Source organism: Pseudomonas sp. A2, from assembly GCF_023100865.1.
GTDB lineage: Bacteria > Pseudomonadota > Gammaproteobacteria > Pseudomonadales > Pseudomonadaceae > Aquipseudomonas > Aquipseudomonas asiatica.
On the sequence record NZ_CP039127.1, the window covers coordinates 4,415,947 to 4,428,531 of the forward strand.

Here is a 12,585-nt window from a genome sequence, read left to right on the forward strand (position 1 = left end):
ACCCCGGCAGGAGCCATGAGGGAGGGCCACAGAGGCCCGCCAACAACACGACAAGACCGCCGGGCGCCGTGAACCCGCCCGCGTGGTCGATCTCGCCATAATAAAGATAATCGGGAGACCCCCAATGGCCTTGGACATCATTGTTGTAATGATCTATACCGCCGGCATGCTCGGGCTTGGCTGGTACGGCATGCGGCGCGCGAAAACCCATGAGGACTACCTGGTGGCCGGGCGCAACCTCGGCCCGGTCCTGTACATGGGCACCATGGCCACCACCGTACTCGGTGGCGCTTCCACCGTCGGCACCGTGCGCCTGGGCTACGTCCACGGCATCTCCGGCTTCTGGCTGTGCGCAGCCCTGGGCCTGGGCATCATCGCCCTCAACCTGTTGCTGGCCAAACCCTTGCTGCGCCTGCGCATCTTCACCGTGACCCAGGTGCTGGAACAGCGCTACAACCCGGCCGCACGCCAGGCCAGCGCCGTGATCATGCTGGCCTACGCACTGATGATCGGCGTCACCTCGACCCTGGCCATGGCCACCGTATTGCAGGTGCTGCTCGACCTGCCGTTCTGGGCCTCGCTGCTGCTGGGCGGTGGTGTGGTAGTGCTGTACTCGACCATTGGTGGCATGTGGTCGCTGACGCTGACCGACATCGTCCAGTTCGTGATCAAGACCGTCGGCCTGATGTTCATCCTGCTGCCTGTGTGCCTGTACAAGGCCGGTGGCTGGGACACCCTGGTGGCCAAGCTGCCGGCGGCCAGCTTCCAGCTGACCACCATTGGCTGGGACACCATCATCACCTACTTCCTGATCTACTTCTTCGGCATCCTCATCGGCCAGGACATCTGGCAGCGGGTGTTCACTGCCCGTGACGAGAAGGTCTGCCAGCGTGCCGGCACCACCGCCGGTGTGTACTGCATACTGTACGGCCTGGCCTGCGCCGCGATCGGCATGGCTGCGCATGTGCTGATGCCCGACCTGGCCAACCCGAACAATGCCTTTGCCGAGATGATCAAGACCACGCTGCCCGATGGCATCCGTGGCCTGCTGATGGCAGCGGCGCTGGCCGCCATGATGTCCACCGCCAGCGCCGGCCTGCTGGCTGCGTCCACCACCCTGACCGAAGACCTGCTGCCCAAGCTGCGTGGCGGCAAGGCGTCGAGCCTGGGCGTCAGCCGCCTGTTCACCCTGCTCACCGGCCTGGTGGTGCTGGGCATTGCGCTGGTGGTGAACGATGTGATCAACGCCCTGACCCTGGCCTACAACCTGCTGGTCGGCGGTATGCTGATCCCGCTGATCGGGGCGATCTTCTGGAAGCGCGCTACCACCGCCGGGGCTATCGCCAGCATGTCGCTGGGCTTTGCCACCGCGCTGCTGTTCATGTTCAAGGATGGGCTGGAGGCCAATACGCCGATCTACTACAGCCTGGCAGTTGGTCTGGTCAGCTTTGTGGTGGTCAGCCTGATGTCGCGTAAATCGGTAGCGGCGGTTAAGCTGGCCTGATAGGTCCCGGCTGCCTTTACTGGCCCTTTCGCGGGTAAACCCGCTCCTACAGGAATATCACAGGCCTCGAGTGCTGTGGGTTACCTGTGGGAGCGGGCAAGCCCGCGAAGAGGCAGGTACAGGCAACACACAACTGGCAGACACAAAAAGGCCGCTGCACCCACCCAGGTGCAGCGGCCTTTGTCTGTATCAGCGACGACGCGGTTGGCGTTTGCGCTGCTCTTCATCAGTCGGGATCGGTACCGGCTGCAAGGGCGGTGGAATCAGCCCCAAGGCGACAGCCAGGTCATGGAGCCAGTTGGACAGTGGTTTATTCATAATGCCCCCTTGACGGGTCAGCCTCACGGCAATTCAATCCTGCGATGTTTCATACAGATCATAGCCCTATGTCCTGTATTACGCATGCCTCTAAAGCTACAGATACGGGCCATTTTGATACGGATCAAGCCGTAACGGCGCATTCCGACGACTGGTTAATCGTTTCGCTTTGTTGCAGGTCGATCCAGGCCTGCAAATTTGCCCCGCGCATGCCCTGGCGCCACATCAACCAGGTGACCGCCTGATCGAACGGCGCCTGCAGCTGGTGCACCCGCACCCGGTCGCGCCCGGGCAGGCTGTCGAGCATCGACCTGGCCATCATCGCCACACCCGCGCCGGCGATCACGCAGGCCAGCATGCTCTGGTACGACTCGATCTCCATCACCCTGCCCATGGGCGTATGGGCATGGGCATACCAGGCCTCCAGGCGCATGCGGTACGAGCAGCCCTGGCGGAAGGTGAACACCGCCTTGCCGGCCACATCCTTGGCAGTGTGTACCGCAGGGTGCTCGGGGCTGGTGATCAGCACCAACTGCTCATCGCAAAGCGGCACGCCATCCAGCCCGGCCAGGCTCGGTGGCCCGTCCACCAGGGCCGCGTCCAAGGTGTGGTTGAGCAGGCCTTCCAGCAACTCGCCACTGGGCGCCGCACGCACCTGCAAGTTAACCGCCGGGTAGGCCTGGTGATAACGCGCCAGCAACCCCGGCAAATGGGTCGCCGCCGTGCTGTACATGGTCCCCAGCACGAAGTCCCCGGCCGGTTGGCCGCCCCGCACGGCGGCCAGCGCCTCGTCGCGCAAGGCTGACATGCGGTTGGCGTAATCCAGCAGCACCTTGCCCGCGGGCGACAGCTGCAGGCGCTGGCGCTCGCGCAGGAACAGCTCGACACCCAGTTGCTCTTCGAGCTGGCGCAAGCGCGTCGACAGGTTCGACGGCACCCGATGCAGGCGCTCTGCGGCGCGGGTGACCGAACCTTCCTCGGCCACGGCCTGGAAGATACGCAGTTGGCTGAATTCCACGGCATTCTCCAAAACAGAACAACTTGATCATCATTATTCAATTTTATTGAAAAAGAAACCGTCCTAACCTGCCCGCCATCGCTTACATCCGTGCAGGAGACTTGTCATGTCGCCACTCATTCAACTGCTGGCCAGCGCCGTGGCGCTGATGATGGCCATGGGCATCGGCCGTTTCGCCCTGACCCCGCAGCTGCCGCAACTGATCGCCGAAGGCCAGTTCGACCTGACGGTCGCCGGGCTGGTGGCCGCGGCCAACTACCTGGGTTACTTCATCGGCGCGGTCGATGCCATGTTCGCCCGCTCGCCGGGCCAGGTGCGCCTGCGCCTGCACGGTGGGCTGTGGCTGTGCGTACTGCTGACTCTGGCCTCATGGGCCGCAGACGGGTTCTGGAGCCACCTGCTGCTGCGCTTCGGCACCGGCGTGGCCAGCGCCTGGGTGCTGGTGATGATCACCAGCCTCAGCCAACAGGTGGCCAATGCCGACAACCGCCAGCGCCTGGGTGCCCTGGTGTTCGCGGGGCCCGGCCTGGGCATTGCGCTGACTGGTTTGCTGGCGCTGGTGGCGCATTTGTGGGGGCTCGGCTCGGCAGCACTGTGGCTGATCTATGCCGTGGCCGCGCTGGTGATGCTGCTGGCGGTGCGGCCTTGGCTGCCCAGGGCGCTGCAAGCCGCGCCGGTATCGCCCGCTACACACCTGGGCCCGACCCGCAGTGTCGGCATCGGTCGCCTGGGGCTGGTATATGCGCTGTATGGCGTAGGTTACATCCTGCCGGCCACCTTCCTGTCGCAGATGGCCAACCAGCAGTTCCACGGGCAGTGGCTCGCAGACCTGTTCTGGCCGGCATTCGGCCTGGCGGCGGCGCTGGGGGTTCTGCTCGTGAGCCTGCGGCGTGGCGGCCGAACCGCGACCTGGCTCACCGCCACCCTGTGGCTGCAGGGGCTGGGTGTGCTGGCCTGCCTGATGGGCGGAGGTGTCGGGCTGGCGTTGGGCGTGGTGCTGTGTGGCGGGCCGTTCCTGGCCTGCATGCAACTGGTGATGCAACGTTCGCGGGAGCTGGCGCCGCATGCCACGCAGCGCAATGCCGGGCTGCTGACAGCCTGCTTTGCCCTGGGGCAGTTGAGCGGGCCGCTGCTGGCAGCGGTCAGCAGCCATTACAGCGGCGGGCTGCAGCCGGCGCTGATGGTGGCCGCGGGTGGGTTGGTGGTGGCTGGGGGGCTGGTGCTGTTTGGCAGCGCTGCACAGCAGGCCAACGCCTGTCAGGCCAAGGCTGCATCCTGAATCGTAGCTGCCTGTGCCGGCCTCTTCGCGGGTAAACCCGCTCCCACAGGTACTGCACAGGCCTTGAAGATTGTGCGGCCCCTGTGGGAGCGGGTTTACCCGCGAAGAGGCCGTAACAGGCTAGAACTCACCCCACAAACTTACGCAACTGCTGCTTCACCCAAGGCTCGGCACTCACCAGCACCACCCCCAGCAGCACCATCAACGCGCCAACCACAAAGTTCAGGCTAAGCGGCTCATCCAGCAACAACACGCCAAAGGTCACCCCGAACAGCGGGGTGATGAACGAGAACACTGCCAGGTTCGACGCCAGGTATTTGCGCAGCAACCAGAACCAGGTCAGGTAGCTGATGAACGACACCACAATCCCCTGGAACAGCACGCTGCCCATCGCCAGCGGCGTCAGCGTCACCGCGCCGATCTGGCCGCTGAGCAAGGCAATCAGCAGCAAGCCGGCAAAGCCCACCGCCAGCTGATAGAACAGGGTCAAGGTCGCCGGTGCTTCCGACAGCCGCGAGCAGCGCACCACCACCGTAGTCGCCCCCCAGGCCAGCCCGGCGATCACGCCAAAGGCATCCCCCAGCAGAGTGCGGCCATCCATGTGCTCGAACGACATACCGCCGGCAAACGCCATGGCAATGCCGCCGAACGCCAGCAGGATCCCAAGCCATTGCAGCAGCCGCAGGCGTTCGCTGGGCAGCCTGAAATGCAGGCCCAACGCGGTAAACACCGGCGCTGTATAGAGAAACACCGACATGTGCGCCGCCGACGTCAGCTTCAGCCCCTCGGCAATGAACAGGAACTCCAGGCCGAACAATCCGCCCGCCACCACCCCGGCACGCCAGGTGCTGCCGACCTGCTCCCAGCCCCCGCGCCAGCACAGCATCAGGCCCACCAGCACGGCGGCGATGCCGTTGCGCAGGGCCGCCTGCATCACCGGCGCGATATCGATGGCAGCAGTCTTGATCAGGACCTGCTGGCAGCCCCAGATCAGGCACAGCCCCAGCATCACCTGGAAGGCAAAGGCGTCAGGGTTCTTGCGGGCCGCGCTCATGAGCGGGCCTCTGCGATGGTCATTGGCATGGGCGAGGGCTCGGCAGTTATTCAGGAACTACCGATTATCGGGTTTCCATGGCCACCCTTGCCAGCCTCAAAACGACCTCAGGCGATCTGTGCCTTCGCCGACACCTGCTCGAAGGTGGTTTCATCCAGCGCATCCTCCTGCTCGTCCAGCACCTGCCGCGGGTGCTCGAAGCCGGGGATGCTGCTGTCGATCAGGCTCATCAACCGCGAGCCTCGTTCGGTCAGCACGAAATTCTCGCCATTACCACCATCTTCTTCGGGTCGGGTTTCGATGAAACCACGCTCGAACAACAGCCTCTCGTACTCGCAAGCACGGGTTTTCAGGTGGTCCAGGTCGCCCACCGGCTCCCCCTTGGCAGCCAGTGCCGCAGCGTGCTGCTCGGCATAGGGGCGTGGCGTGAAGCTGTGACCGGCGCCATTCTGCACCTCGTGCAGCAAACGCTCGATCAGGTCCCAGTCGTAGGCGATGCTCATGGCTACGGGCTCCTGCTGTGGACGGAAGGGGTACACAGGTTGGGACCTGCCGAGGTTGCCCGGCGTTCCGAAATATCTCAGCGCTGGCGTTTTTGCGCTTGCATGTACTGGCGCAGCAACTGGTTGATCCGGGTCTGGTAGCCGCTACCCTGCTCTTTGAACCAGGCGAGGACATCGGAATCGAGGCTAGGTCAGATGCCCAGCTGGGGACAGGCTGACCATGAGGTGCCACCGGTCGAAGGCGCTGAACTAACGGCCAGGCACATGCCTCCACCGGGCATCACCACCGCCGGAGGTAGAAGGATGAAACTGCTGCTGCCCATTGCCTGTGCCACTGCCCTGTCCTGCGCCCTGCCCGCCTGGGCCTGCACACCGGAAGAAGCAACGCAGAAACGCGAAGAGCTGGCCGGGTTGGTCACCCAGTTGACCGAGCAGAACCCGCAGAAGGCCAAGGAGATCAACGACGAGCTTCAAGGAATGGAGCTGGGGACGGCGAGCAAGGATTTGCCCGACAAATGCCAATTGATCGACAAGCGGATCAATGAACTCAAGGCTGCCGAGGATAAAACCGAGTAAATACGCTGCTTTCAGCTGTAATTGGATGGAAAGCGATGTTCGTCGGAAAACGCTGAAATCATGTGCGCAACTGTATAATTTACCGTGACCCACTGAGGCACAACCGTATACAGGAAGCCATGACCGTGACCAAGAAACCGCTGACCGACGCGACGGTGCGAGAAAAGAAGACCCCCGGCACGTACCCGGACGGCACTGTGCGCGGCCTGTACCTGATCGTCAGCGCGACCGGGACCAAATCCTGGCGGCTGCGTTATTGGGTGGACGGCACAGAGCGTGTGCATACCCTTGGCCGCTACTACGTCGCCAAGGCTGGCGTGCCATTGCCCCAGGATCATATGGGCCTGGTAGACGCCCGCGCTGCAGCGGAGGCAGCCAAGGCTGGTGCCAGGCAGGGTATCCACCCGAAGGATCAGAAAAAGGCACAGCAGGCCGCCCGAAAAGCAGACCGGGAACTGACCTTCCGTGTGGTGGCCGCTGAGTTCGTCGAGCACAACATGACGGCGAACGACTGGTCGCCCAGCACCGAGAAGGGCCACCGGTACGCGCTGGCTGCGATCAATGAAATCATCGGTGATGTGCCGGTGAAGCATCTCGACACGGACCATATCAAAGCCGTCCTCAAGCCCTACCAGCAGAAGGACGATAAGCGCCCCACAGCTGAGCGCTTTGCCTTCGGCGTGGTGAAGCGGGTACTGGCCTTCGCCAAGACTTCGAAGTACGTCAGCGAGAACATGGCCGTTGGCTGCGAAAGCTTCCTGTCCAAGCGCAAGAAAGGCGAACGGCGTTCACAGAGCAACCATGCCGCGATCCTTGATCCCGTCGAGCTGGGCGCCTTCCTGTGCAAACTGGAGGCACACCCGCTTCACAGCCCGAGCTGGTACGGGATGCGACTGCAGACCATGCTGCCGGTACGGCCGGGCGAACTGGCCGCGATGCGCTGGGAAGACCTGGACCTCGACGCCGGTTGGTGGGTCTACGTCATGCCCAAGGTGGACAAACCGCACCATGTGCCCCTCCCCCGACAAGCCATTGCCATATTGCGCGAGCTGCTGCAGCGGCGCATGGGCCACGCTGAATATGTGTTGCCGTCACGCCTCGACCCCGCCAAGCCGATGCACCCCGAAAGCATGCGCCTGTTACTCACCAAGCAATTGAAGTACGACGTTGGCACAGTGACCTGCCACGGTTTCCGGGCAACCTGGCGAACCTGCGGCAAGAAGTACCTCAAGATCGACCCCGATGTGCTGGAGCTGGCCATGGGGCATGAGACAGATGACCCGCTAGGCCGGGCCTACAACCGCGACGACCTCCTGCCGGAGCGGGTCGAAGCAGCGCAGCTCTACGCCGACTGGCTGGATGATTTGAGAAACAGAGACACCGCCGAATAACTTTTTCATTTTTACTGCAGCCCTTGTGCATTGAGGGCTGCAACTACATCTGACGGACGGTCGTTCGCAACTTCTCCGCCCTTGGCCGTTGACCTGCTGTATTTCGGAGTATGCTGAAAGTCACTTGGAGCTATTGGCTATTCCGGATAACCAACTAGGATAGTAGTCAATGGCGCCGGGGAAGTCCCGACATTTAAATTCGACAACTTTTTAAAAGTTTGTTGAGCGTCCACTGCTGTCCGAGAGGTAAAGGTCATGGCAAAACAGAACTCTCAAACCGCAACTAGCAAGACTGCGCCATCGAGCGCTGTGGTTTGTCCCTTCATGTCGTTCGAAGAAGTCTTGGCCATGACCGGCTACAAGAATCGCCCAACCCTCTATGCACAGATCGCCAATGGGTTTCCCGCCCCTGTTGCGCTCGGCCCGCTCCGCAGCAATGGCCGTGCAAGCAAGGTCGCCTGGGTGCGCGCCGAGGTTGAGCAGTGGATTGCCGATGTCATCGCCGCGCCGCGTCACTTGGACCGCAAAAGCCAGGTTCAGTCGGCCTGACACAAAAGAAAAAGCCCATGGCGTTTGGGGCCAGGGCTAGGGGGTGTTTCAAATGAGTAGTACCAACGTACCAGAAGGAGCCGACTCCATCAAGGCGATGCTCGACCGGCGCAGGGTCGAGAGCGAAGCCAAGGAAGCCGCTGCCGCCGAACGCAAGGCCGCCAAGAAAGCCGCAGCCCAAACCGGGGCTGCCTCCGTGCCGAACGCGGTGAAGACCACCCAATCGAGCAGCGCCGTGCTGCCCGACCTGCCGTCCTCTAACAGGCCACTGTATGACCTCCCCGCCGCTGTCGCATTCGGTGATCGCGCTGACGAACTGCAGGCCGCCCAGCAAGCAACTGTGCATCCGGCCCCGGTAACGCCTGGTGGAATTCTCATGGCACCGGGGGCTGTCCGACCATCGACGCCTGGCGAGCGGGCATTCCTGGAGTCTGTGGCGCGGGCACAGGACGACTTCAAGGCACTGCCGCCCGAGCAGCGGGAAGCGCACGCCAAGGCCGGTGGGTTTACGCCTGAGTCCTGGGCACTGCTTGAGGATGTGTCGCGTGACTTCGTGTTCGTCTCGGCGGGCCGGACCGCCTACGCCTACGAGCGGGCAACCGGGATCGAGCATGGTGACAAAGGGTTCGCCCAGGTAGTGAGGAACCGCTATGGCGTCATCACCCTGGTGGATGCCGAAGGCAAAGAGCAGACCGCTTCCCTCGGCAAAACCTGGTGGGAAAACGAGTTCAGTCATAAGCGGATCATCACCAAGATCGTCATGGAGCCGGTCAGCCTGTCGGCCTGCGAGGACGCCGAGCGACGGCCCAACATCCTCAACCTGTGGCACATCCACAAGCAGGCCATGGCCGCGCCCGACATGACCGCCAAGCATGAGGACATCGCGCCGCTGCTGGAACACCTCATGTACATCGCCGATGGCGACGAAGTGGTCGTGACCTACTTCCTGTGCTGGCTGGCACAGCTGTACCAGACGCCTGAAATCAAAATCCCTAGTGCCATCCTGATGTACTCGAAATACGGCGGCGTGGGCAAGTCCATGCTGTTCAAGCTGCTGGCGGCCGTGTTCGGGCACTCCATGGTAGGCAACTGCAGCGGCCGGGCGCTCACGAAGTCGTTCGACGATGTGACCGAAAACAAGCGCTTGCTGATGATCAACGAGGTGGCGAAGTCCGAGAAGGCGGACGGCTACGAGCACTTCAAGAACATGATTTCCGAGGAACAGACCAGCTTCGAGGGCAAGGGTCGAGCCGCAAAGGACATCGTGAACATCACCCACTTCATCGTCACGACCAACAATCTCGACGCACTGCCGCTGATGCAGGGGGACCGCCGCATTGCCGTGTTCATGTGCAACGCCCAGCCGAAACCAGCCGACTATTACGTCAGGATGCACGCCTGGATGGCCGGGCCTGGGCCGTCGCTGGTGGCCGGTGTGCTGGCACAGTGGCAATTCCCGGTCGGCTGGAATCCGCATGCACCTGTGCCACAAACCGACGCCACCAGAACGCTGCAGGACGCTGCACAGGGTGGACTCCATGAGCTGGTCAAGGAGCTGGTGGAGGACTACCGGCCACCGTTCGACCGCGACCTGATCGCCATTGATTCGGCGGTGGTCCAGCTGAATGAGCTGTATCCGACACTGAGCAAGGCAGCGAACAGGACCAGCCTCGGCAAGGTACTCAAGGCCATCTGCGGCGACCCGGAACAACTGCGGATTCGACGGAGTGAGGACGGCTCTACGCCAAACGTTCGTGTGTACCTGCTGCGCAATGCCAAGCAATGGAGAGGAACCGCAACACCCGAGCAACGCCGCGCTCACATTGACCATGGCGTGCGCGTTTTCCCAGTCCAGAATCAGCCCGAGGTGGCCAGCCATGACTAACACCCTTTCCGCCACCCCGTCGCTGCCGTTGCCTACCGTGGCGCTGTTCGACCGGTTCGGCAAGCCGATCAAGCCGACCGGTCCCAATGAGGAACTGGCCAAGCACCGCGCCACGGTGCGCAAGGCCAAGCACGAACTGGAGTTACAGGCCATCGAGTACGCTCGCATCATGCAGCAGAAGCACATCGAGGCCGCCCTAGACCCGAAGACCGATCCCAAGCTGGCGCGTCAGCTACGCCTGGACATCATCGAACGCGGTATCGGCAAGGTGCGAGAGTCCGAGCCGGACAACGATCCGAAACAGCGGGATGCCGTTGCACAGAATCTGCTGGATGTGCTGGCGTCGTTCTCCACGAAGGCCATGGCCATCGAGGCCGAAGGCAAGACCGCGCCGCGACTCGAAAAGGATGTGACGCCTGGCGGTCATCTGGAGATTGACCTGAGCGAGTTCGATGCGGGAGGTGATGACCATGAATAGCGCGACCGCAACGGCCACCATGGCCAGGCCTACCGCCCAGGTACTCGACTTCAATGCAGCGGCGCTGGCCGCCTACAAGCGGCGTCAGGCGGCCGGCAAAACAGAGGTCATGCTACCGGGCAACCCGCTGTTGGCATACGCCAAGGCACAGCCCGGTGAAGTGGTCATCAGCATCGACTGGATCGAGGAACAGCTAGGCCTCATGCCCGAGGACAAGGCCGACGCGCTGGGCGACATCGCCAGCGACCTGGCTGCACGGGTGCCTGGTGGTGCCACTCCTGCGGCATTCATCCGGGCGCTGCACGTACTGCTGCGGGAGGCTGAACGCCTGGACCTGCTGAAGGTGTGGCAATCCGACAATGCCGGTGCACCGGCAAGGGGTGACGTATGAAATGGGCCTGGCTGGACTGGTACGCCAATGCGCTGAAAATCGGACTCGCCGCCCTGGTGGTCTTCGGGCTGTATGGCTGGGCGCAAGATAGCGCAGCGAAGCATGAGGCGGTTTGCGGCGTACTGTATGAGGCAGCGGAAAGCACCGTTGCGGTGGAGGGTGCCGAGGACTGGACCGAGTACAGGCGCCTGCAGAGGGTCTACGATGATGAATGTTCTGGACCTGTCGAGGAAAGCGAATCGTGAATGACCTGGACAAGCAAAGGATGGATGCGCTCAGGGACGTATGGCGCAACCCGAAGACCGACCCGGACACCAAGCTACACTGCTTTGCAGAGTTCGTTGAGCTGGCGAAGAAGTACGGCGTAGACGTTCGGGCAATGTTGGCGCCCTATGCTGAGGAAATGGCCAGGATCGTGATGGCCGAGCAACGCGAAGCCGTAGCCGCGCTGGACGTCGGCGAGCTTACGAAAGAGAAACTGGTAGATGCATCGAGGAAGGTAGCCTTTGCGTCCGAGGTACTGGACCTGTGGCTGCGGGACCGCACCACGAAAAAGGGGCCGTGACAGCGCATGCGCTAGGGCCTCAGAACGGGCCGTTGAGGTCGGCGAAGATATTTTCCGCGTAAAGCCAATTTTCCCCGACCTTCGCCAAGGCTTTCAGGTAATCGAAGTCGTACGCCTGTGCATGCGCGTTTTCATGCAGGTAAGCGATCAGAAGGTAGCGCTGGCACGAGGACCTTGCATAGACCAAGCACCGGTCCGATGTCCGCCGCTTTTGCCATTTCTCCAGACTTTCTTTGGATGGGTTTAGCGGCTTGAGGTGCACATGCCGCAGATTTACGTCGGTCACAACTGTGCCGGGCGGCTGGTGATAGGGCGCGTCCTTTCCCGCGAGGGTGTGCTGCCGTTTTTCGATATAGGTTGAGAACAGAGCTATCAACCCATCGCAGAAGTCCTTTTCTTGAGGATCGTTCAGATCAAAAAAGGAATAGAAGTAGGGTGAAATCTCAAGCAAAGATTCACATCCTTAGAGGCGGCCGTCCTTTAGTGCAGCAACAAGAGCGTCACGCCCGCGCTTGGCTATCACCTTAGATTTTTGCTCGCTGATGCTCATGACAACGGCAATTTTTTGGGCGTTAGACGAATGCGAACGCAAGATCCCGAGGCTTTCCTCGGTATCCTCCTTCTTCACGAAACGCAGTGTCTTGTCCACAACATACTCCACATAGCTTTAGGGCGGCGGCAGGTCCCGGCGCTTGATACCAGTCTAACAAGTACCACTACCGAGGCAGTTGATTTTACCTATCGATGAATTGGGGTCGATAGTGGCATCCCTGCCCACTGTGCCCCTCACTCCCCATCCGACTGGCACAGTTCGTCGTCATCGTCATGGACCGGCAGCATCCTGAGTGGCCAGCCGAACAGCTCGGCCCTCAGCCCCTGCAGCACCTCGTCAATCGTCAGCCCCTGGCCGTCAGCCCATAGACCGGCGCGCATACCGCGCAGGACGGCCCGGCGCTGACGTTTCAGGGTCTCGTTCTTGCCTAGCTCGACATCATGCTGCAAGGTCGAGAGGCCTTGCAGGATGCGATCAACCCGCCCGCGCCGGGTGGTGATGACAATTGGGCTATCCATGGT

17 protein-coding genes and 1 pseudogene are annotated in these 12,585 nt (G+C 62.1%); 10 read left to right on the top strand and 8 right to left on the bottom strand.

Annotated features, from left to right (window positions below):
* The first annotated feature begins 124 nt into the window (after window positions 1-124).
* Window positions 125-1,504 carry a sodium:solute symporter gene (locus tag E5221_RS20470; protein WP_013973694.1) on the top strand — a complete coding sequence of 460 codons (1,380 nt, stop codon included), beginning with the start codon at window positions 125-127 and terminating at the stop codon, window positions 1,502-1,504.
* 189 nt (window positions 1,505-1,693) lie between these two features.
* Here E5221_RS20470 and E5221_RS28835 read toward each other — a convergent pair whose 3' ends face one another.
* Both E5221_RS28835 and E5221_RS20475 read right to left on the bottom strand, forming a co-directional pair.
* On the bottom strand, window positions 1,694-1,822 hold the full coding sequence (locus tag E5221_RS28835) for a PA1414 family protein (RefSeq protein ID WP_009683677.1): 129 nt from the start codon (window positions 1,820-1,822) through the stop codon (window positions 1,694-1,696).
* A gap of 124 nt (window positions 1,823-1,946) precedes the next feature.
* Window positions 1,947-2,840 (bottom strand): LysR family transcriptional regulator, encoded by an 894-nt coding sequence (locus E5221_RS20475; protein ID WP_015271294.1) that lies wholly within the window; start codon window positions 2,838-2,840, stop codon window positions 1,947-1,949.
* Between the two features lie 106 nt (window positions 2,841-2,946).
* Here E5221_RS20475 and E5221_RS20480 point away from each other — a divergent pair, with 106 nt between their 5' ends.
* The gene (locus E5221_RS20480) at window positions 2,947-4,119 is read left to right on the top strand and encodes an MFS transporter (protein ID WP_247846326.1); all 1,173 of its coding nucleotides are present in this window, start codon (window positions 2,947-2,949) and stop codon (window positions 4,117-4,119) included.
* Between the two features lie 127 nt (window positions 4,120-4,246).
* On the opposite strand, the gene E5221_RS20485 is transcribed toward E5221_RS20480, so the two are convergent.
* The 3 genes and pseudogenes from E5221_RS20485 to E5221_RS20495 form a co-directional block, all read right to left on the bottom strand.
* Window positions 4,247-5,173: a DMT family transporter gene (locus E5221_RS20485; RefSeq protein WP_013973697.1), complete on the bottom strand. Its 927-nt coding sequence runs from the start codon at window positions 5,171-5,173 to the stop codon at window positions 4,247-4,249.
* A gap of 107 nt (window positions 5,174-5,280) precedes the next feature.
* Entirely contained in the window at window positions 5,281-5,676 is a 396-nt protein-coding gene (locus E5221_RS20490) for a hypothetical protein (protein ID WP_013973698.1), read from the bottom strand.
* 77 nt (window positions 5,677-5,753) lie between these two features.
* Window positions 5,754-5,861 (bottom strand): annotated as a pseudogene (locus E5221_RS20495) (BrnA antitoxin family protein); the annotation flags it as partial.
* Between the two features lie 118 nt (window positions 5,862-5,979).
* On the opposite strand from E5221_RS20495, the gene E5221_RS20500 reads away from it, so the two are divergent.
* The 8 genes from E5221_RS20500 (at window position 5,980) to E5221_RS20535 (ending at window position 11,511) form a co-directional block, all read left to right on the top strand.
* The gene (locus E5221_RS20500) at window positions 5,980-6,252 is read left to right on the top strand and encodes a hypothetical protein (RefSeq protein WP_247846327.1); all 273 of its coding nucleotides are present in this window, start codon (window positions 5,980-5,982) and stop codon (window positions 6,250-6,252) included.
* Window positions 6,253-6,371: 119 nt separating this feature from the next.
* Complete coding sequence (locus E5221_RS20505; protein WP_247846328.1) at window positions 6,372-7,643, top strand: site-specific integrase; 1,272 nt, start codon at window positions 6,372-6,374, stop codon at window positions 7,641-7,643.
* A gap of 255 nt (window positions 7,644-7,898) precedes the next feature.
* Window positions 7,899-8,192, top strand: a complete 294-nt coding sequence (locus E5221_RS20510; RefSeq protein ID WP_247846330.1) for an AlpA family phage regulatory protein — start codon at window positions 7,899-7,901, stop codon at window positions 8,190-8,192.
* A gap of 52 nt (window positions 8,193-8,244) precedes the next feature.
* The gene (locus E5221_RS20515) at window positions 8,245-10,077 is read left to right on the top strand and encodes a primase-helicase family protein (RefSeq protein WP_247846332.1); all 1,833 of its coding nucleotides are present in this window, start codon (window positions 8,245-8,247) and stop codon (window positions 10,075-10,077) included.
* Complete coding sequence (locus tag E5221_RS20520; RefSeq protein WP_247846334.1) at window positions 10,070-10,555, top strand: hypothetical protein; 486 nt, start codon at window positions 10,070-10,072, stop codon at window positions 10,553-10,555. The genes E5221_RS20515 and E5221_RS20520 overlap by 8 nt, the downstream gene beginning before the upstream one ends.
* Complete coding sequence (locus E5221_RS20525; RefSeq protein ID WP_247846336.1) at window positions 10,548-10,946, top strand: hypothetical protein; 399 nt, start codon at window positions 10,548-10,550, stop codon at window positions 10,944-10,946. Before E5221_RS20520 ends, E5221_RS20525 begins: the two co-directional genes overlap by 8 nt.
* Window positions 10,943-11,191 carry a hypothetical protein gene (locus E5221_RS20530; protein WP_247846338.1) on the top strand — a complete coding sequence of 83 codons (249 nt, stop codon included), beginning with the start codon at window positions 10,943-10,945 and terminating at the stop codon, window positions 11,189-11,191. The genes E5221_RS20525 and E5221_RS20530 overlap by 4 nt, the downstream gene beginning before the upstream one ends.
* Entirely contained in the window at window positions 11,188-11,511 is a 324-nt protein-coding gene (locus E5221_RS20535; protein WP_247846340.1) for a hypothetical protein, read from the top strand. Before E5221_RS20530 ends, E5221_RS20535 begins: the two co-directional genes overlap by 4 nt.
* Window positions 11,512-11,530: 19 nt before the next feature.
* Here E5221_RS20535 and E5221_RS20540 read toward each other — a convergent pair whose 3' ends face one another.
* From E5221_RS20540 to E5221_RS20550, 3 genes are all read right to left on the bottom strand, one after another.
* Window positions 11,531-11,962, bottom strand: a complete 432-nt coding sequence (locus tag E5221_RS20540; protein ID WP_247846341.1) for a type II toxin-antitoxin system YafO family toxin — start codon at window positions 11,960-11,962, stop codon at window positions 11,531-11,533.
* 12 nt (window positions 11,963-11,974) lie between these two features.
* Window positions 11,975-12,160, bottom strand: coding sequence for a hypothetical protein (locus tag E5221_RS20545; protein ID WP_247846342.1), 186 nt, complete (start codon window positions 12,158-12,160; stop codon window positions 11,975-11,977).
* Window positions 12,161-12,297: 137 nt separating this feature from the next.
* Window positions 12,298-12,582 (bottom strand): hypothetical protein, encoded by a 285-nt coding sequence (locus tag E5221_RS20550; protein ID WP_247846344.1) that lies wholly within the window; start codon window positions 12,580-12,582, stop codon window positions 12,298-12,300.
* Window positions 12,583-12,585: the final 3 nt, after the last annotated feature.